Here is a 16,771-nt window from a genome sequence, read left to right on the forward strand (position 1 = left end):
GGCCCTGCAGGATCACGGCAAACGACGAGGCGAAGCCGACGAAGGCCGAGAGCAGGCCGGCGGCCACGGCCGAGGTCAGCGGGGCGGGGCGGAGGGGGGTGGTCGATGGGGGGGCGGGGGTGGTCTGGCTCATGGCCGGTCGTGTGTAACCCGTTCTGCCGGCTGCGCCAATCCCGCGCCAATCCCATGCCTGGCCCATGCCTGGGGATGTCAGCCCGCCGCGCTGGACCGTGAATCGGTCAACCGTATACAATCTGGCACAGGATTGTCCGGCCGATTCGATGGTCGATTCGGTGACCGGCGCGAATGGGGCCGCGGGATGGGGTGGACGCATACATGCCGCAGACATCGGTGAAGCCGGCGAAGCCGGCGCGACCGCCCAGGGCTGCGCCGCAGGCTGGCCGCAAGATCACCGCCGCCGAGGCCCAGGCGGTGCCGCGGCGGCGCGGCGGCGCAGCAGGGAGCAGTTCGGCGGCCAGTGGTTCGGCGCCCAGCCGCCGTGCCGGCGCCATCGACGATGTCACCATCTACGACAGCGTCTACACCGCCATCGTCGACCACATCATCATGCCGGGCACCAAGCTGCCCGAGGACGTGCTGGCCAAGGCCTTCGGCGTCAGCCGCACGCGCATCCGCAAGGTGCTGCTGGCGCTGTCGCATGAAAACCTGGTGACCCTGCAGCATAATCGCGGCGCCTCGGTGACCAAGCCCAGCGTGCAGGAGGCGCGCGAGGTGTTCGCCGCCCGCCGCGTGGTGGAGACCGGCATTGCCGCCGAGCTGGCGCGCCGCATCGCCGCGCCGCAGCTCGCCGCCCTGCGCCGCTTCGTCGCCCGCGAGCATGACGCTGAGAAGCAGCGCGACCGCAGCAGCGCCATCCGGCTCTCGGGCGAATTCCACCTGGAGCTGGCCAGGCTGATCGGCAACGAGCCTTTAAGCGGCTTCCTGCGCGCGCTGATCTCGCGCACCTCGCTGATCATCGCGGTCTACGAGGCGCCGGGCAACGCCATGTGCAGCCATGCCGAGCATGGCGCGCTGCTGGATAAACTCGCCGCCCATGACGTGGCCGGCGCCGTGCGCTACATGGAAGAGCATCTGCAACGGCTGGAAGACGGCCTCGACCTCGCCGCGGCCAAGCGCCGGCCGGTCGACCTGCAGGACGTGTTCGCGCAACTGGCCGCCACGCGGCGCTGACCGCGCGGCGGCCAGTTGCGCTCACATCACGCGATCACGCATTGGTGCCGCCATCCACGGCGATCTGCGCGCCGGTGATGTAGCCGCCGCCCGGGCTGGCGAGGAAGGCCACCGTGGCGGCGATCTCGTCCGGCTTGCCGTAACGGCCCAGCGCGGTCAGCGCGGTCATGGCGGCGGCACTCTCGCCGTCGGCCGGGTTCATGTCGGTGTCGATCGGGCCGGGCTGCACCACGTTCACGGTGATGCCGCGCGGGCCGAGGTCGCGCGCCAGGCCACGCGTCATGCCGTTCAGCGCCGCCTTGCTCATCGAATAAAGCGTGATGCTGGGGAAGCGCACGTTTTCGCCCAGACAGGAGCCGATACTGACGATACGACCGCCATCGGGCATGTGCGGCAACACCGCCTGCACGGCGAGGAACGGCGCGCGGGTGTTGATCGCCAGCATGCGGTCGATGGCGGCCAGGTCGTGGTCCTGCGGCGCGCCGTATTCGGCGATGCCGGCATTGTTGACCAGGATGTCGATGCGGCCGAATTCCGCCGCCGTCCTGTCGATGGCGGCCTTCAACGCGGCCGGATCGGCGGCATCGGCCTGCAGCGCCAGCGCGCGGCGGCCCAGTTTGCCGATCTGCTGCGCCACCGCCTGCGCCTTGTCGGGCGAGGCGGTATAGGTGAGCGCGATATCGGCGCCGGATTCGGCCAGTTTCAGCGCGATGGCGGCGCCGATGCCCCTGCTGGCACCGGTGACGAAGGCGGTCTTGCCCGAAAGCTCGGTCATGTCTGGTGTCTCCATTTATTTAGTGATCGATACAGAATGGAGGGCGACAGATAGGGAGCTTGCAGGGGCGGGTCAACCGAATTATTTATCGTCTGCTACAGAATCGGAATGGAAAGGCAGGAACCGGATATGGCCGGCCGTCCGCGCAGCTTCGACCGTGCCGCCGCCCTGAAGGCGGCGATGGGCGTGTTTTGGCAGCGCGGCTACGAGGCGACCTCGCTGAGCGACCTGACCAAAGCCATGGGTATCAACGCGCCCAGCCTCTATGCCGCCTTCGGCTGCAAGGAGGCCTTGTTCGGGGAGGCGCTTGAGCTCTACCAGCAGGCCGAGGGCGCCGCGCCGCGCCGGCTGCTCGAAGAGGCGCCGACCGCCCGTGAAGGCTTCGCCGCCATGCTGCGGTTTCATGCCGTGAATTATGTCGATCCGGCCCACCCGCCGGGCTGCATGGCGGTGCTGGCCGCCATCGTCGGCGCGCCCGAGAACAAGAGCGTGCGCGGCCTGATGAGCACGACGCGGCGCCGTGCGCTGGATGCCTTTGCCGCCCGGATCAGGCGCGGCATCGCCACCGGCGACGTGCCTGCCGGCACCGATGCGATGGCGATGGCGGCTTTCTACGCCACATTGCTGCAGGGCATGTCGATCCAGGCGCGCGACGGCGCCACGAAAAAGCAGTTGCTTGCCACCGTCGACTCCGCCATGGCCGCCTGGGACGGTATGGTGGGGAAGAAGGCCCGATAGAAGTCGTCATGCCCCCTTAAACGGATGCGCCTGCATCCAGTGGCGCGCGATGTCGATGCGGCGGGCGAACCACACTTTCTCGTGCCGCTGCATGTAATCCATCAGCCGCGCCAAAGCGGCGGCGCGGCCGGGCCGGCCGATCAGCCGGCAATGCAGCGCCACCGTCATCATCTTCGGCGCGCCGTCCTGCCCCTCGCGATAGAGCATGTCGAAGGCATCCTTCACATGGCTGTAGAAATCCTCGCCGGTGGCGAAACCATGTAACTGGCCGAACTTCATGTCGTTGTTATCGAAGGTGTAGGGCAGCATCAGCAGGGGCTTTTTGCCGATGCGGGTCCAGTAGGGCAGGTCGTCGTCGTAGGAATCCGAGCAATAGGCGAAACCGCCCTCCTCGGCGACGAGTTTGAGCGTGTTCGACGACAACCGCCCAGTATACCAGCCCAGCGGCCGTTCGCCGGTGGCCTGTTTGATCGCCTCGATCGCCAGCTTCATATGGGCGCGTTCGGTGGCCAGCGGCACCTTGCTGTAGTCGAACCAGCGCCAGCCGTGGCTGGCCACTTCATGGCCCTGTTCGTGCATCGCGGCCGCCGCTTCCGGGTAACGCGCCACGGCCATGCCCACGGCCCAGGAGGTGAAGGGGATGCTGCGCTCGGCGAACAGCCGCAGGATGCGCCACAGTCCGGCGCGGCTGCCATACTCGTAGACCGATTCCACCTGCTCGTCGCGCATCCGCTCGCGCGGCACGCCGCCCGGCACCTCATGCAGGAAGGCTTCCGAGGTCTTGTCGCCATGCAGGATGCTGCGTTCGCCGCCTTCCTCGTAATTCACCACGAAGCTGACCGCCACGCGCGCGCCATTCGGCCATTTTGGATCGGGCGGGTTGGGACCATAGCCCTTCAGGTCGCGCGGATAGGGTTTGCGCCCCAGCGCCTTGGCCACGATGTCGGTGGTCTTTTTCTTTTTCACGATTTTCCTTGCCATCACTTCAGCCCAGCAATTCGGCCAGGGTGCGCGCCACCACTTCGGTCGCCTTGTAGAGGTCGCTCAGCGCCAGCTTCTCATCGGCGCGGTGACCGTTGGCTTCCAGCAGGTTGCGCGGGCCGGCGCCATACAGCACGGTCTTGATGCCGGCGGCCGAATAATGCCGCGCGTCCGTGTACAAGGGGATGCCCTCCGTGCCCACAGGCTTGCCCATGATCTCGGTGGCGTTGCGGGTCAGGATATCGATCAGCTTTTCCACGCCCGGCACGATGCCGAAGGGGCGGGCCAGCATGATGCGGCTGACATGGGCGGTGATGCCCGGCAGGTCCTGCACCGCATGGGCGATCAGATTGCGCAGGTTAGTCTCCACCTGCTCGGGGTTCTCTTCCGGGATGATGCGGCGGTCGAGCCGCAGCGAGACTTTATCGGGCACCACGTTGGTGTTGATGCCTCCTTTGATCAGGCCAACCACCAGCGATGGCGAGGTGATGCCTTCGGTTTTGGAGTGGATGCCCGACAGCGTGTCGCGATAAGCATAGAGCGCGGTCAGCACCTTTGTCGCCGCCTCCAGCGCGTCATGGCCGGTATCGGGGCGGGCGGCATGGGCCGACTTGCCGTTGACGGTGACTTCCAGATGCAGGCAGCCGTTATGCGCGGTGGTGACGGCATAGCTGAAACCGGCCGAGAAGGCATAGTCCGGCTTGCTGATGCCCTGTTCGATCAGCCATTGCGGACCGATGGCGCCGCCGGCTTCCTCGTCATAGGTCAGGTGCAGTTCGATGGTGCCGTTCAGCTTGGCGCCGGATTGCTCCAGCGCCAGCAGGGCATAGGCATAGGTGACGAAATCGGATTTCGACACCGCCACGCCGCGGCCATACATCACGCCGTCCTTCACCACGGCCGCGTAAGGATCGACGCTCCAGCCCTCGCCGGGCGCCACCACGTCGCCATGGGCATTCAGCGCCACGACCGGGCCGCCGCTGCCGAATTTCTTGCGGATCACCAGGTTGGTGCACGAGATCATGCCGTTCTGCTTCACCAGGTCGTCGGGCACCGGATGGCGCTCGACGGTGAAGCCCAGTTTCTCCAGCAGCTCGGCGGCGCGTCTGGCATGCGGCGCGCAATCGCCCGGCGGATTGTCGGAGGGCACCTTCACCAGCTCGGCCAGCAGGCTCTGCATGTTGCCCTGCTGGGTGGCAATGAAATCGTGGATGGCCGTGATGGCGGCCTTGTCGAGGGGCATGGAGAACTCGTTTTCAGTTGGCAGCGAAGGAGGGATCGAAATGCTCGATGAAATGCAGCAGCGCGCGGGTCGCCAGCTCCACGTCGTCGGCCAGCACGGCTTCCAGCGGATTGTGGCTGATGCCGCGCGTGCAGCGCATGAACATCATCGCCACCGGGCAGAGCGGCGCCAGCGTGGCGGCATCGTGGCCGGCCCCTGACGGCAGCCGCATGGTGGGCACATGCTGGGCCTTGATGGCAGCCTCGGTCAGATCCATCAGCTTCGGATGGCAGGGCGTGGCTGTGCTTTTGTACAGCTCGGTGACCGTGAAGGTCAGCTTGCGGCGGGCGCAGACCATCTCGATCTCGCGCAGCACGGCATCCACCGCCGCATCGCGCACATCGTCCTCGCCGGCGCGGATGTCGATGGAAAACACCGCCTTGCCCGGAATCACGTTCATCGCACCGGGCAGGGCTTCCAGCATGCCGACCGTGCCCACCAGCGTCGGTGTGCCGGTGCAGCGTTCCTCGATGAACTGCACGATCTCTGCCGCCGCCACCAGGGCATCCTGGCGCTGGCCCATCGGCACGGTGCCCGCATGGCCCGCCAGTCCGGTGATCTCGGCACGCAGGCGGCGGGCGCCGGAGATCGCCGTCACCACGCCCAAGGCCAGGCCCTCGTTTTCCAGCACCGGGCCCTGTTCGATATGCAGCTCCACGAAGGCGGCGATGCTGCCCGGCTTGCGGGCGCAGAAGCCCACCTTGTGCGGATCGAGGCCAAAGGTCTTGTAGGCTTCGCCCATGCTGATGCCCTGGCGGTCCTTCACCTCCAGGATGGCGGGATCGAAAGTGCCGGCGATGGCGCGGCTGCCGGTCATCGACGAACCGAAGCGGGTGCCTTCCTCGTTGACGAAACCCACCACCTCGATCGTGAAGGGCAGCCGCTTGCCACGTCTATGCAGGTCGGCCACGCAGGCGATCGGCGCGATCACCCCCAGCATGCCGTCGTATTTGCCGGCATTGCGCACGGTATCGAGATGCGAACCGGTCATCAGCGCAGGCAGCTTCGGGTCGGTGCCGGCATAACGGCCCACCACGTTGCCGGCCGAATCATGCTCCACCTCCATGCCGGCTTCGCGCATCCATTCGGCGACGCGTTCATGGGCCTTTTTCTGCTCGGGCACCAGGAAGGTGCGGACGAGGAAGTCGGGGCTTTCGCTGATCCGGCCCAGTTCGTCGAGCTGGGCCAGCATGCGGTCGGCAAAACGATTCGCGGCCATGAATGCGATCCTTGCGGAAATGTCGGCTGGGGATTGTATACAGTTTCCTGACGATAACACCGCCGCCCGCCTCTGGCCAAGTCTGGCGGCATGGATTAGCCATGAGTGTACGGGGGAATTGTGGAAAACCGATGTTTGATCCCGAAACACTGCTGAAAGCGATGTTCGACGCGGCGCGTGCCGCCGCTGATCCGGCAATCTGCCTGCCGCCACACCTGCCGAAACCACCAAAGGGGAAAACCGTGGTGGTGGGTGCCGGCAAGGCCGCCGCCAGTATGGCGCAGGCGCTGGAGCGGCACTGGCCTGGGGATGCGCCGCTGGATGGCATCGTGGTGACGCGTTACGGCCACGATCTGCCCTGCGAACGCATCGTGGTGGTGGAGGCCGCACATCCGGTGCCCGATTCCGCCGGCGAGAAGGCAGCCGAACTGATCCTGCACAAGGTGCGGGGCCTGGGCGCGGACGATCTGGTGATCTGCCTGGTCTCGGGCGGCGGTTCGGCCCTGCTGGCTTTGCCGGCGCCGGGCCTGTCGCTGGCCGACAAGCAGGCGGTGAACCAGGCCCTGCTGAAATCCGGCGCCAACATTGCGGACATGAACTGCGTGCGGAAGCATCTCTCCGCGATCAAGGGCGGGCGGCTGGCTGCCGCCGCTGCGCCGGCCCGGCTGGTCTCGCTGCTGATCTCCGATGTGCCGGGCGACGATCCGGCGGTGATCGCCTCGGGGCCGACCGTGCCCGATCCCACCAGCTTCGCCGATGCCCGTGCGGTGATCGAGAAATACGGCATCGACCTGCCGCCGGCGGTGCAGAGGCATCTCAAGGCGGCCAAAGGAGAAACGCCCAAACCCGGCGATGCGGCCTTCGCCAATACCGCAACCATCCTGGTCGCCACGCCGCAGATGGCGCTGGAAGCGGCGGCAAACGTGGCGCGCGCGGCTGGCGTCATGCCGGTGATCCTGGGCGATGCCATCGAGGGCGAGGCGCGCGAGGTGGCCACCGTGATGGCCGGCATCGCACGCCAGGTGCGTCGCCATGGCCAGCCTTCTGCCGCGCCCTGCGTGCTGCTGTCGGGCGGCGAGACCACGGTGACTTTGCGCGGCAAGGGCCGTGGCGGGCGCAATGCCGAATTTCTCACCGCCCTGGCCGTGACCTTGGATGGCGCCGAGAATATCTACGCGCTGGCCGCCGATACCGATGGCATCGATGGCAGCGAGGACAATGCCGGCGCGCTGTTGCGACCCGACAGCATGCTGCGCGCGGCGCTCAAGGGCATCGACGCGAAAGCCTGCCTGGCCGACAATGACGGCTACGGCTTTTTCCAGGCCGCCGGCGGGCTGGTCACCACCGGCCCGACTCTGACCAACGTCAACGATTTCCGCGCGATTCTGATCCTGTAGACTCGACAGTATGACGAAGGCGGCGCCGCGATGCTTGCCGTCGGTGCGCGCCTCGTTTCTCATGCTCCGAACCGAATCAGTCCAGACGGAGTTGGTCATGCATATCGAACCGGGCATCATCGACGCGGCACGTCTCGCCGGCGCCAATCTCGCCGCGGCCGGCCTGCTGGCGACTCAGGCGCGCGGCCTGATCCGCGCGCCGCAACAGATCATGCAACAGGTCGTGAAAACGATTCTGGCGGCTTCGGTGTTTTCCGTGCTGATGCAGGTCTGGCATCTGCCGGTCGGGCCGTCGGAACTGCACCTGATCGGCGCCACCACGGTCTATCTGCTGTTCGGCTTCACACCCACGCTGCTGGGCTTCGGCCTCGGGCTACTGCTGCAGGCCGTTCTGTTCGAACCGCAGGATTTGCTGCATCTGGGCGTCAACACGCTGTCGCTCGGCCTGCCGCTGGTGGCCATGCATGCCAGCTTCGGCCGCCGGCTGTTTGCCGTGGATACGGCCGAACGTTTCACCCTGCTGCGCGTGCTGCGGCTGGATGCGACCTATTACGCCGGCGTGGCCGCCATGGTCGGCTTCTGGCTGCTGCTCTCGACCGGCCAGGCCTCGGGCGCTGACTGGGCGCGCTGGACGCTGGCCTATCTGCCGGTTTTCCTGCTGGAGGCCATGCTGTCCTTCATCGCGGTGACGGTGATCGGCCGCTGGCGGAGCCGGGCGCTGGTGCAGCGTTATTCCGAGATCGGCCGCCTGCGCCTGGCCTGACCGCCTGAAGGGGCGCGGCCGGGCTTGACCCGGCCGGCCGGCGCGTCATGCTGGCGGAACCCTTTCGCCGGTCCGTCCGCATGAACATCGCCCCCTTCCATCCGGTCCCATCCAGCCCGGTCTCGCTCATCCCGGCCCTGTTCCGCCTGGCCCTGCTGCTGCCGGTCATCCTGTTCGCCGGCTGCCGCGAGATGCAGTCGCCCGGCCCGGCGGCGGCCGCGCCGCCCTCCGTGGCAGATGGTCCATCGCATCTGCCGGGCGTCGGCTTCAATCCCGGCGGCCCCGACCTGGCCAGCTTCACCGATGCCGATGGCGCCTTCCCGCGGGCGAGCCGGCGAACCTGGTGGCAACCGACCCACAGCGTCGATGGCTTCTCGCGCCTCGACCAGATCCTGCCGGCCCATCGCGTGCCCCGCGGCGACATGACCTCGGTCTGGCAACGGGCGGCGACCGTGCCGGCCATCACCTATGCCACGCCGCAATCCGGCGGCCGCCGTTTCACCATCGAAGAGTATCTGCAGCGCAATCCCGCGACCGGGCTGCTGATCGCCCAGGACGACACCATCCATTTCGAGCGTTATCAGTATGCCCGCAATGACGGCCACCGGCTGACCTCCTTCTCGATGGCCAAGACGGTAACGGCCATGCTGGTCGGCTTGGCTGTCGCCGATGGCGCCATCGCCTCGATCGACGATCCGGCTGAACGTTATGTGCCGGCCTTGGCGGGCAGCGAATATGGCCGCACGCCGATCCGGCACCTGCTGACCATGTCGTCGGGTGTGCGTTTCACCGAGGAATACAACGGCCGCGACGATGTCAGCCGGCTTACCTATGCCGTATTGCATCCGCAATCCCGTGGCGGCAGCGCGGCCGTGCGCCAGTTCAACGACCGGATCGCCGCACCCGGCGAGCGCTGGTCCTACGCCTCCGCCGAGACCCAGGTGCTCGGGCTGGTGCTGCGCGCCGCCATCGGGCGGCCGATCGCCGAGTATCTGTCGGAGCGCATCTGGCAGCCGATCGGCGCCGAGGCCGATGCCAGCTGGGTGGTTGATACCTCCGGCCAGGAAGTCACCTATGCCCATTTCAACGCGGTGCTGCGCGATTATGCCCGCTTTGGCATGCTGCTGGCACATGGCGGGCGCGCGGGCGGCAGGCAGGTGATCCCCGAGGCCTGGCTGCGCGAGGCGACGAAGCCGCATTTCACCAGCGCGCAGACCGGGCGCTGGTTCGGCTATGGCTTTCAGACCTGGATCTTCCCCGACAATGACGGCAGCTTCGCCCTGCTGGGCGTACGCGGCCAGGCGGTCTTCATCGATCCGTCGCGCCGGCTGGTGATGGTGCATACCGCCGTGCGGCCCGGCGCGCGCGATCCGCGCGCCGCGGAGGCAACCGCCCTGTGGCGTGGCGTGAAGGCGGCTTTCCCGAAGCTTTCGCACTGAGCCGGCCGCTGGCCCTGGTCATGCGGGATACGCTATAGAAGGGCAACGACAAGGAGCCTGTGCAGCCGTGACTTATACGCTGGCCGATCTCAACCGCATGTCCACGGCCGATTTCGTGGCGAGCTTAAACGGCATTTTCGAGCATTCGCCCTGGGTGCCTGAGCGTGTTGCCGGCCAGCGGCCGTTTTCCAGCTTCGACAGCCTGCATGGCGCCATGGTGGCGGCGATGTGGGCCGCTAGCGACGAAGAAAAGCTCAGGCTGCTGCGCGCCCATCCGCAACTGGCCGGCAAGGAGGCCGATGCCGGCACGCTGACGGCGCATTCGACCTCGGAGCAGGACAGCGTCGGCCTGACGCGCCTGACGCCAGAGGAAAAGGCGCGCATCAAGATGCTGAACGCGACCTATCTGGAGAAACACGGTTTTCCCTTCATCATCGCGGTGAAGCTGCGCCGCAAGGCGCAGATTTTCGCCGCCTTCGAACAGCGGATCGGCAACGATCGCGTCACTGAATTCACCACGGCGCTATCGGAGGTGGGTAGGATCGCCCGCATCCGGCTCGAAGCGCTGCTGGGCCAGTAAAGGAGAGAGATGAATGGGCCGCCTGAGCACCCATGTGCTGGACACCATGAACGGCAAGCCGGCCGCCGGCGTGACCGTGGAACTCTACGCGCTGGATGGCGCCGCGCGCCGGCTGGTGAAAACGGTGGTCACCAATGCCGATGGCCGCACCGACGCGCCGTTGCTGGTCGGCGAGGATTTCAAACCCGGCCAGTATGAGCTGGTGTTCCATGTTGCCGAGTATTTCCGCCGGGCGGGCGCGGCGCTGCCGCAGCCGGCTTTCCTTGATGCCGTGCCGATCCGTTTCGGCATGGCCGAGGCCGACGGGCATTATCACGTTCCGCTGCTGGTTTCGCCCTGGAGCTTCTCGACCTACCGGGGGTCCTGATCATGACCGACCATGCCGCCTTCATGCGCCGCGCGATTGCTTTAAGCCGCGAACATATGAATGCCGGCGATGGCGGGCCGTTCGGCGCGGTGATCGTGCTGGATGGCGAGGTCGTCGGCGAGGGCTGGAACCGCGTTACGTCCTCGAACGACCCCACCGCCCATGCCGAGGTGACGGCGATCCGCGAAGCCTGCACAAAACTCGGGCGTTTCGACCTGAAGGGCGCGGTGCTCTATGCCAGTTGCGAGCCCTGCCCGATGTGTCTGGCCGCCACCTACTGGGCGCGCATCGACAAGGTCTATTACGCCAACGAACAGGCCGATGCGGCGGCGATCAATTTCGACGATGCCTTCCTCTACCGCCAGCTCGCCCTGCCGCGCGAACGCCGCACCCTGCAATGCGAGCAGATCCTGCGCGACGAAGCGCTGGCGGTGTTCCGCGAATGGGACGCCAAGCCCGACAAGGTGCCGTATTGAGGCAACTGGCCATGCGCCATTTACCCGGCTTCCTGCTTCTGGTCGTGGCGATCGTCATGCCGGCGCATGCGACCCAGGACAGGTTTGGCCGCATCCCCGTACGTAATACAGAAATGCGCGTGCATATCAGCCAGTCGGCATTGCCTGTGCTTGGCAGCGTTATCGTGCTGGCTGGCGGCAGCGGGCGACTTGATATCGACGATAACGGCCGGATCAGGGACCTGACGCGAAACCAGCTGATACGGACCCGCGGGAGTTATGCCATGGCCGGATACGTGGTGGCAGCGCCGGATGTAGCCGAGGATTTCAAGCGACCCAATGGCGGTGTGAGGGATGGATACCGGTGGAGCGCCGAGCATGCGGCCGACATAGGGGTCCTGGTGGAAATCCTGCGTAAGCAAACTCCAAAGGTTTATCTCATTGGCACGAGCCGGGGCGCGCTCAGCGCCGCCAATGCCGCCGCGCGCCTGCAGGGTGCACAGAAACCCGATGCCATCGTGATCACCTCCGGGATGCTGATGCAGACCGATGCCCGGCAGCCCTCGGTACAGCGCATGGTCAAATCCGAGGCGATCACCATGCCGGTGTTGCTGGTGGCGCATGAGAGCGATGCCTGCATCTACACGCCAGCCAGCGCCACGCCGCAGTTCAAGGCGCTGCTGACGGCGGCGCCGCGTGTCGACATCAAGATGCTCAAAGGCGGCCAGGCCGACAAGAAGGGCGAGGAATGCGAAGCCGATGGATATCACGGCTTCGCCGGTCTGGATGACGCCGTTGTCGGCATCATCACCGAATGGCTGAAGGTGCTGCCTTAGTCCAGTTTTGCACCGGCCGCGATCCAGGCGCCCAGCATGGCGCGTTCTTCATCCGTGATCTCGGTGGCGTTGCCCGGCGGCATCGCCTCGCTGCGCACCGCCTGCTGGTTGATCAGCGCGGCGAAGCGGCGCATCTGCTCCGGGGTTTCCAGCATCACGCCCTTGGGCGCCTCGGCGATGCCGTCGAAGGTCGGCCGCGCCGCATGGCAGGCGACGCAGCGCGCGGCCACCACGCGCTGCACGTCCTCCAGCGTCACGTCGCCGGCCAGCTGCTGGCGGCGCGGGTCCCACTGGCTGAAGAACACCAGCCCGACCGTGAGCGCGAAGGCCAGGCCAAGGAATTCATAGCGCTGGCCGCGGCCCTGGTTCTTCAGGTTGAAGAAATGCCGCACCAGGCCGCCGATGATCATCACCACCGCCAGGATCACCCAGCCATAGGGATGGCCGTAGGTGACCGGGTAATGGTTGCTGATCATGGCGAACAGCACCGGCAGGGTCAGGTAGTTGTTATGCAGCGAGCGCTGCTTGGCCTGCTTGCCGTAACTCGGGTCGGGCACCTGGCCGGCCAGCATCTGCGCCACCGCCTTGCGCTGGTTGGGGATGATGTTATGCGCCACGTTGGCGGTCATGATCGTGCCGATCAGGGCACCAACATGCAGGTAGGCGGCGCGCGCCGAAAACACCTGGGTATAGCCCCAGGCGGCGGCGACCAGCAGCACGAAGCCGACAACGGCCAAAGCCGCGTCGTTTTTGCCCAGCGGCGACTTGCACAGCAGATCGTAGACCACCCAGCCCAGCACCAGCGAGGCGAGGCTGAGGCCGATGGCCTGCCAGCGCTCCATCGGCAGCACCTTCGCATCGATCAGGTAGAGATCGGCGCCGACGTAATACAGCACGCCAAGCAGGAAAAAGCCCGACAGCCAGGTGAAATAGGCTTCGTATTTGAACCAGTGCAGCTCAGCGGGCAGCTGCGGCGGCGCGACCGAGTATTTCTCGGTGAAATAGAAGCCGCCGCCATGGATCAGCCAGGCCTGGCCCAGAACGCCGGGCTGCTGGTCCAGCCCCTTGCGCAATGAATTGTCGAGCCAGACGAAAAAGAACGACGAGCCGATCCAGGCGATGCCGAAGATCAGGTGCATCCAGCGCAGCACCAGATTGAGCCATTCCAGGGCCAGGTCGATCATGCTTTTCCCCTCAGGCCACGCCGGGAAACGGTCCTTATGCGGCGTGGCAGCGGGGTCAAGCCGTAACGAGCGGGGGCAGGATCGTCAACCCGGATTGTGTACAATTTTGCCGGCCGACCGGCCGCTGCTTGTTACCTGCTGCCTGTGGGGCGTGGTCAGCATGGCGGCGCGGGAACCGGCATGCCGGGCACGTTGCAGGTGATGATGCGCGTGATGCGGCCTTCGCCATCCCGCAGCGGCAGCACGATGCGGTCCCAGTTGTTGATGGTGATCTCCATCGGCATCTCGTGCCAGCTGTAGACCGGCTCGGGCCGCAGCAGCATGGCGCGATAGATGGCGAGGTAGAAATTGCTGGCCAGCGAGCCGGTCACCATCTGCGAGGTGCGCTTGCCGGTCATGTCGAAGCCGGCGATGCGGGCCACCTCGCTGCCATAGAGGCGGTAGCGGTAGTCCGTGCCATCGTCCAGCACGTCCAGCAGCAGCACATAGCCCAGCACCGGCCGCAACTCGAAGGGATCGATATGCTCCGGCCGCACGCTGCCATGGCGGTCGCGCAGGGCCTGCCAGTGCCGCAGCATGAAAGGCAGCTGCTCAGTCGGCAGGTCGTCGGGTGCCGGATTCCAGCGCACCACCGGGGAACGCAGGCCCAGCGCCAGGAAGGGCGCGGTCAGCCGCGACTGGCCGCCCGCCACCAGTTCGTCGCGCATGGCATCGATGACGGTGAGGTCGATCACGCTGGTTTCCCTCGCTGCGGGTCCAGCTTGGCGGTCTTGGCGGGGCGCCGCAAGGGGCGTCAGTTCAGGCGGCGCGGTGGTTCGGGCGCCAGTTGCGCCAGCATGGCGCGTACGCTGTCGAGATGCGGATTGAGGCTCAGTGCCGCGGCGAGGGCCTCGTTGGCGGCGGCCAGTTCGCCCTGACGCAGGCAGATCTGGGCAAAGCCGCAGATGGCGCCGAAATGGCGCGGCTCCAGCTCCAGGGTGCGGCGGATATCGGCCAGGCTGGCCGCGTCGCGCTGCGCCAGGTAATGCAGCGTGGCGCGTTTGTTCCAGGCCTCGGCCCAGTCCGGCGCATCCTGCGTCAGGGCGCCGAGCAGGCGCTCGGCCTCGGTCAGGCGGCGCCGTGCGATGGCCGAGATGGCGCGCTGCATGCGGGCCTCCAGCGCGGGATCGTCGTGACCGGTCCAGATCGCCCAGATCTCGTCCTCGATCTCATGCGCGGGCCGGGGCGGCGGATCGGCCTGCAGGGCGATGAACAGGCCGGACAGGCGGCCATGGCGCGGCAGAACGGTCCGCGCCGGTGGGCGCAGGATCAGTTTCAGCGTTTCGGCAACCGGCAGGCTCACGATGTTTTGCCCCTCCCGGCATGGTCTGGAGCGCCATCCGACCTATCACTTAGTCCGCACGGGCCGGAGGACGAGGGCATGCGGATTCTGCTGCAGGGTATCGCCATTGTGTTGCTGGCCTGTGTCGTTCTGCCGGCGCAGGCCAATGAAAATCTGTGGCAGGCCCTGCGCGAGGGCCGTGCCGTGGCGCTGATGCGCCATGCCGTGGCGCCCGGCACCGGCGATCCGCCCGGCTTCCGCCTCGATGACTGCGCCACCCAGCGCAACCTCTCGGCCGAGGGCCATGCCCAGGCGCGGCGTGTCGGCGCGGCGTTCCGTGGCAACGGCATTACCGCAGCGGTGGTGAAGAGCAGTGCCTGGTGCCGCGCCCGCGATACTGCAACCGGCCTCGGCCTCGGGTCGGCGGAAACCGCAGCATCGCTGAATTCCTTTTTCGGCGATGCCAGCCGGGCGCCGGCGCAAACCGCGGCTTTGCGCGAACTGATTGCCGCGTTGCCGCCGGGGCGGCCGGCCGTGCTGGTGACGCATCAGGTGGTCATCACGGCGATGACCGGGCTGTATCCGCAGAGCGGCGAGATGGTCGTGCTGGCGCGGGACGGACTGGCGGTGCTGGGGCGGCTGCCGGCCGGCTAGCCCTTCCGCACCACCTTCATTGCGCGGTTGCCCTGCGCCGGCTATGCCATGAGACCATGGAACACGAGCATCGCAGGCCCGGCCGTCTGGTCCTGGTGGTCGGCCCCAGCGGGGTCGGCAAGGACAGCGTGCTGGATGGCGCCCGGGCCGCCCTGAAAGATGACCCCGCCGTGGTGTTCCCGCGCCGCGTGGTGACGCGCGCGCCGGGGCTGGGTGGCGAGGATTACATCCCGGCCAGCGCGGCGGATTTTGTGGCGATGGCGGCCAAGGGCGACTTCGCCCTGCACTGGCCGGCCCATGGCCTGCAATACGGCATCCCCAAAAGCATCGAGGCCGATCTGGCCGCCGGGCGGCAGGTGGTGGTGAATGTCTCGCGCGGCAGCATCGATGAGGCGCGGCGCAAATATCCCGGCCTGCTGGTGATCGGGATCACCGCCTCGCCCGGGGTGCTGCGCCGCCGGCTGGAGCAGCGTGGCCGCGAAAGCCCGGCCGAGATCGAAGAGCGCCTCAGCCGCGCCGCCGCCTTCAGTTTAAGCGGCGACGACGTGGCGATCCTGAACAACGACGGTCCGCTCGCCGACACGGTGCAGAATTTCCTCGCCCTGCTGCAAAAGCCGGCCTGACCGGCCATACTGTAAGCCATCCCTCGATGGAGTCGCCGCCCATGGACATCCATATCCTGCTCCCCCTGCTCAGCATCATCGTTGCCATCGCGCTCGGCGCTGCCAGTCCGGGGCCGAGTTTTGTACTGGTGGCGCGCACGGCGATTGCCGCCGGCCGACCGGCCGGACTGGCCGCCGCCTTCGGCATGGGCATTGGCGGCGCGGTTTTCGCCGGTCTGGCTTTGCTGGGCCTGATCGCGCTGCTGGCGCAGGTCGGCTGGCTCTATCTCGGGCTCAAGGTTGCCGGCGGGCTGTATCTGTGCTGGCTGGCCGCCCGGCTGTGGCGCGGCGCGAAACAGCCGCTGGCGGTTGCCGCCGATGGCGCGACCGATGGCGCTACTGGGCGCGGCATCCTCCGCGCCTTCTCGGTCGGCCTGCTGACCCAGTTGTCGAATCCGAAAACCGCCGTGGTCTATGCCGGCATCTTCGCGGCCCTGCTGCCGGCCGCGCCGCCGCCCTGGCTTGCCATCCTGCTGCCGCCGGCGGTGTTCCTGGTCGAATGCGGCTGGTATGCCCTGGTGGCCATCGCCTTCTCGGCCGGCCGGCCGCGCGCGCTTTACTTAAACGCCAAGCACTGGATCGACCGCGCCGCCGGCGGCGTGATGGCGCTGCTCGGCATCCGCTTAGTCATTGAGGGCGTGCGCGGCTAGCCGCGCACGCCACGCATCGGCGCCGCGTCAGTTATGCAGCGCCGCCTGCTGGCGAAGTTCTGGGTTTTCATACCGCCAGTAGACGGCGCGGCGGCGCGCTGAACCCGCCCGCGGCCTGGCCTGCGCCTCGACAGGCGGCAATTCGCCATCGTGCCGGCGGGCCGCGGCCAGCCTGGCGCGGGCCTTGGCCAGGGCTTCCTGGGTCATATACAGCAACAATGTGTTGGTCAGCATGATCGCCTCCATGGCGGCGAGAGAAACACGGGTGAAGTCATTC

20 protein-coding genes are annotated in these 16,771 nt (G+C 67.0%); 12 read left to right on the forward strand and 8 right to left on the reverse strand.

Translation table 11 applies throughout. The features are described from left to right. Positions 1 to 336 precede the first annotated feature (336 nt). Positions 337 to 1,191 (forward strand): GntR family transcriptional regulator, encoded by an 855-nt coding sequence (locus tag Q1J79_RS12090; RefSeq protein WP_300300598.1) that lies wholly within the window; start codon positions 337 to 339, stop codon positions 1,189 to 1,191. A gap of 34 nt (positions 1,192 to 1,225) precedes the next feature. Here the strand turns inward: Q1J79_RS12090 and Q1J79_RS12095 are convergent, their stop codons facing one another. After that, positions 1,226 to 1,966 (reverse strand): SDR family NAD(P)-dependent oxidoreductase, encoded by a 741-nt coding sequence (locus tag Q1J79_RS12095; RefSeq protein WP_300300601.1) that lies wholly within the window; start codon positions 1,964 to 1,966, stop codon positions 1,226 to 1,228. A 129-nt stretch (positions 1,967 to 2,095) separates the two neighbouring features. On the opposite strand from Q1J79_RS12095, the gene Q1J79_RS12100 reads away from it, so the two are divergent. Continuing rightward, on the forward strand, positions 2,096 to 2,704 hold the full coding sequence (locus tag Q1J79_RS12100) for a TetR/AcrR family transcriptional regulator (protein WP_300300604.1): 609 nt from the start codon (positions 2,096 to 2,098) through the stop codon (positions 2,702 to 2,704). Between the two features lie 6 nt (positions 2,705 to 2,710). On the opposite strand, the gene puuE is transcribed toward Q1J79_RS12100, so the two are convergent. The 3 genes from puuE to Q1J79_RS12115 all read right to left on the reverse strand — a co-directional run bounded on the left by puuE (position 2,711) and on the right by Q1J79_RS12115 (position 6,186). Continuing rightward, positions 2,711 to 3,685 carry an allantoinase PuuE gene (puuE, locus tag Q1J79_RS12105; RefSeq protein WP_300300607.1) on the reverse strand — a complete coding sequence of 325 codons (975 nt, stop codon included), beginning with the start codon at positions 3,683 to 3,685 and terminating at the stop codon, positions 2,711 to 2,713. 4 nt (positions 3,686 to 3,689) lie between these two features. Continuing rightward, on the reverse strand, positions 3,690 to 4,865 hold the full coding sequence (locus tag Q1J79_RS12110) for an ArgE/DapE family deacylase (RefSeq protein WP_300300706.1): 1,176 nt from the start codon (positions 4,863 to 4,865) through the stop codon (positions 3,690 to 3,692). A gap of 76 nt (positions 4,866 to 4,941) precedes the next feature. Next, entirely contained in the window at positions 4,942 to 6,186 is a 1,245-nt protein-coding gene (locus Q1J79_RS12115; protein ID WP_300300610.1) for an allantoate amidohydrolase, read from the reverse strand. A 131-nt stretch (positions 6,187 to 6,317) separates the two neighbouring features. Here Q1J79_RS12115 and Q1J79_RS12120 point away from each other — a divergent pair, with 131 nt between their 5' ends. The 7 genes from Q1J79_RS12120 to Q1J79_RS12150 all read left to right on the forward strand — a co-directional run bounded on the left by Q1J79_RS12120 (position 6,318) and on the right by Q1J79_RS12150 (position 12,023). Further along, positions 6,318 to 7,583, forward strand: a complete 1,266-nt coding sequence (locus Q1J79_RS12120; protein WP_300300613.1) for a glycerate kinase — start codon at positions 6,318 to 6,320, stop codon at positions 7,581 to 7,583. 97 nt (positions 7,584 to 7,680) lie between these two features. Next, positions 7,681 to 8,346, forward strand: a complete 666-nt coding sequence (locus tag Q1J79_RS12125; protein WP_300300616.1) for an energy-coupling factor ABC transporter permease — start codon at positions 7,681 to 7,683, stop codon at positions 8,344 to 8,346. An 80-nt stretch (positions 8,347 to 8,426) separates the two neighbouring features. After that, positions 8,427 to 9,785: a serine hydrolase gene (locus tag Q1J79_RS12130; RefSeq protein WP_300300619.1), complete on the forward strand. Its 1,359-nt coding sequence runs from the start codon at positions 8,427 to 8,429 to the stop codon at positions 9,783 to 9,785. A 67-nt stretch (positions 9,786 to 9,852) separates the two neighbouring features. Then, on the forward strand, positions 9,853 to 10,365 hold the full coding sequence (gene uraD, locus Q1J79_RS12135) for a 2-oxo-4-hydroxy-4-carboxy-5-ureidoimidazoline decarboxylase (protein ID WP_300300622.1): 513 nt from the start codon (positions 9,853 to 9,855) through the stop codon (positions 10,363 to 10,365). A gap of 13 nt (positions 10,366 to 10,378) precedes the next feature. Next, entirely contained in the window at positions 10,379 to 10,732 is a 354-nt protein-coding gene (gene uraH / locus Q1J79_RS12140; RefSeq protein WP_300300625.1) for a hydroxyisourate hydrolase, read from the forward strand. A 2-nt stretch (positions 10,733 to 10,734) separates the two neighbouring features. Continuing rightward, on the forward strand, positions 10,735 to 11,208 hold the full coding sequence (locus Q1J79_RS12145) for a nucleoside deaminase (RefSeq protein ID WP_300300628.1): 474 nt from the start codon (positions 10,735 to 10,737) through the stop codon (positions 11,206 to 11,208). 11 nt (positions 11,209 to 11,219) lie between these two features. After that, positions 11,220 to 12,023: a hypothetical protein gene (locus Q1J79_RS12150; RefSeq protein WP_300300631.1), complete on the forward strand. Its 804-nt coding sequence runs from the start codon at positions 11,220 to 11,222 to the stop codon at positions 12,021 to 12,023. On the opposite strand, the gene Q1J79_RS12155 is transcribed toward Q1J79_RS12150, so the two are convergent. From Q1J79_RS12155 to Q1J79_RS12165, 3 genes are all read right to left on the reverse strand, one after another. Further along, positions 12,020 to 13,207, reverse strand: a complete 1,188-nt coding sequence (locus Q1J79_RS12155; protein ID WP_300300634.1) for a urate hydroxylase PuuD — start codon at positions 13,205 to 13,207, stop codon at positions 12,020 to 12,022. The genes Q1J79_RS12150 and Q1J79_RS12155 overlap by 4 nt on opposite strands. Positions 13,208 to 13,362: 155 nt before the next feature. Next, complete coding sequence (locus Q1J79_RS12160; protein WP_300300637.1) at positions 13,363 to 13,941, reverse strand: PAS domain-containing protein; 579 nt, start codon at positions 13,939 to 13,941, stop codon at positions 13,363 to 13,365. A 59-nt stretch (positions 13,942 to 14,000) separates the two neighbouring features. After that, entirely contained in the window at positions 14,001 to 14,549 is a 549-nt protein-coding gene (locus tag Q1J79_RS12165; protein ID WP_300300640.1) for a hypothetical protein, read from the reverse strand. Positions 14,550 to 14,627: 78 nt separating this feature from the next. Between Q1J79_RS12165 and Q1J79_RS12170 the strand changes: the two genes are divergently transcribed. From Q1J79_RS12170 to Q1J79_RS12180, 3 genes are read left to right on the forward strand one after another with little or no spacing between them, the layout of a single operon-like run. Then, positions 14,628 to 15,182: a histidine phosphatase family protein gene (locus Q1J79_RS12170; RefSeq protein WP_300300643.1), complete on the forward strand. Its 555-nt coding sequence runs from the start codon at positions 14,628 to 14,630 to the stop codon at positions 15,180 to 15,182. 56 nt (positions 15,183 to 15,238) lie between these two features. After that, positions 15,239 to 15,805, forward strand: a complete 567-nt coding sequence (gene phnN / locus Q1J79_RS12175) for a phosphonate metabolism protein/1,5-bisphosphokinase (PRPP-forming) PhnN (protein ID WP_300300646.1) — start codon at positions 15,239 to 15,241, stop codon at positions 15,803 to 15,805. Positions 15,806 to 15,846: 41 nt separating this feature from the next. After that, the gene (locus Q1J79_RS12180) at positions 15,847 to 16,494 is read left to right on the forward strand and encodes a LysE family transporter (RefSeq protein ID WP_300300649.1); all 648 of its coding nucleotides are present in this window, start codon (positions 15,847 to 15,849) and stop codon (positions 16,492 to 16,494) included. Positions 16,495 to 16,521: 27 nt separating this feature from the next. On the opposite strand, the gene Q1J79_RS12185 is transcribed toward Q1J79_RS12180, so the two are convergent. After that, positions 16,522 to 16,728 (reverse strand): hypothetical protein, encoded by a 207-nt coding sequence (locus Q1J79_RS12185; RefSeq protein WP_300300652.1) that lies wholly within the window; start codon positions 16,726 to 16,728, stop codon positions 16,522 to 16,524. Between the last annotated feature and the right edge of the window lie 43 nt (positions 16,729 to 16,771).

Source organism: Ferrovibrio sp., from assembly GCF_029255545.1.
Lineage (GTDB): Bacteria > Pseudomonadota > Alphaproteobacteria > Ferrovibrionales > Ferrovibrionaceae > Ferrovibrio.

What these genes read in the sequence shown, in the direction of transcription:
- phnN (WP_300300646.1), top strand. Translation starts at nt 15,239, where the DNA reads ATGGAACACGAGCATCGCAGGCCCGGCCGTCTGGTCCTGGTGGTCGGC.
- Q1J79_RS12130 (WP_300300619.1), top strand. Translation starts at nt 8,427, where the DNA reads ATGAACATCGCCCCCTTCCATCCGGTCCCATCCAGCCCGGTCTCGCTC.
- Q1J79_RS12125 (WP_300300616.1), top strand. Translation starts at nt 7,681, where the DNA reads ATGCATATCGAACCGGGCATCATCGACGCGGCACGTCTCGCCGGCGCC.
- Q1J79_RS12090 (WP_300300598.1), top strand. Translation starts at nt 337, where the DNA reads ATGCCGCAGACATCGGTGAAGCCGGCGAAGCCGGCGCGACCGCCCAGG.
- uraH (WP_300300625.1), top strand. Translation starts at nt 10,379, where the DNA reads ATGGGCCGCCTGAGCACCCATGTGCTGGACACCATGAACGGCAAGCCG.
- Q1J79_RS12110 (WP_300300706.1), bottom strand. Translation starts at nt 4,865, where the DNA reads ATGCAGAGCCTGCTGGCCGAGCTGGTGAAGGTGCCCTCCGACAATCCG.
- Q1J79_RS12145 (WP_300300628.1), top strand. Translation starts at nt 10,735, where the DNA reads ATGACCGACCATGCCGCCTTCATGCGCCGCGCGATTGCTTTAAGCCGC.
- Q1J79_RS12120 (WP_300300613.1), top strand. Translation starts at nt 6,318, where the DNA reads ATGTTTGATCCCGAAACACTGCTGAAAGCGATGTTCGACGCGGCGCGT.
- Q1J79_RS12150 (WP_300300631.1), top strand. Translation starts at nt 11,220, where the DNA reads ATGCGCCATTTACCCGGCTTCCTGCTTCTGGTCGTGGCGATCGTCATG.
- Q1J79_RS12185 (WP_300300652.1), bottom strand. Translation starts at nt 16,728, where the DNA reads ATGCTGACCAACACATTGTTGCTGTATATGACCCAGGAAGCCCTGGCC.
- Q1J79_RS12100 (WP_300300604.1), top strand. Translation starts at nt 2,096, where the DNA reads ATGGCCGGCCGTCCGCGCAGCTTCGACCGTGCCGCCGCCCTGAAGGCG.
- Q1J79_RS12155 (WP_300300634.1), bottom strand. Translation starts at nt 13,207, where the DNA reads ATGATCGACCTGGCCCTGGAATGGCTCAATCTGGTGCTGCGCTGGATG.
- puuE (WP_300300607.1), bottom strand. Translation starts at nt 3,685, where the DNA reads ATGGCAAGGAAAATCGTGAAAAAGAAAAAGACCACCGACATCGTGGCC.
- Q1J79_RS12170 (WP_300300643.1), top strand. Translation starts at nt 14,628, where the DNA reads ATGCGGATTCTGCTGCAGGGTATCGCCATTGTGTTGCTGGCCTGTGTC.
- Q1J79_RS12095 (WP_300300601.1), bottom strand. Translation starts at nt 1,966, where the DNA reads ATGACCGAGCTTTCGGGCAAGACCGCCTTCGTCACCGGTGCCAGCAGG.
- Q1J79_RS12115 (WP_300300610.1), bottom strand. Translation starts at nt 6,186, where the DNA reads ATGGCCGCGAATCGTTTTGCCGACCGCATGCTGGCCCAGCTCGACGAA.
- Q1J79_RS12180 (WP_300300649.1), top strand. Translation starts at nt 15,847, where the DNA reads ATGGACATCCATATCCTGCTCCCCCTGCTCAGCATCATCGTTGCCATC.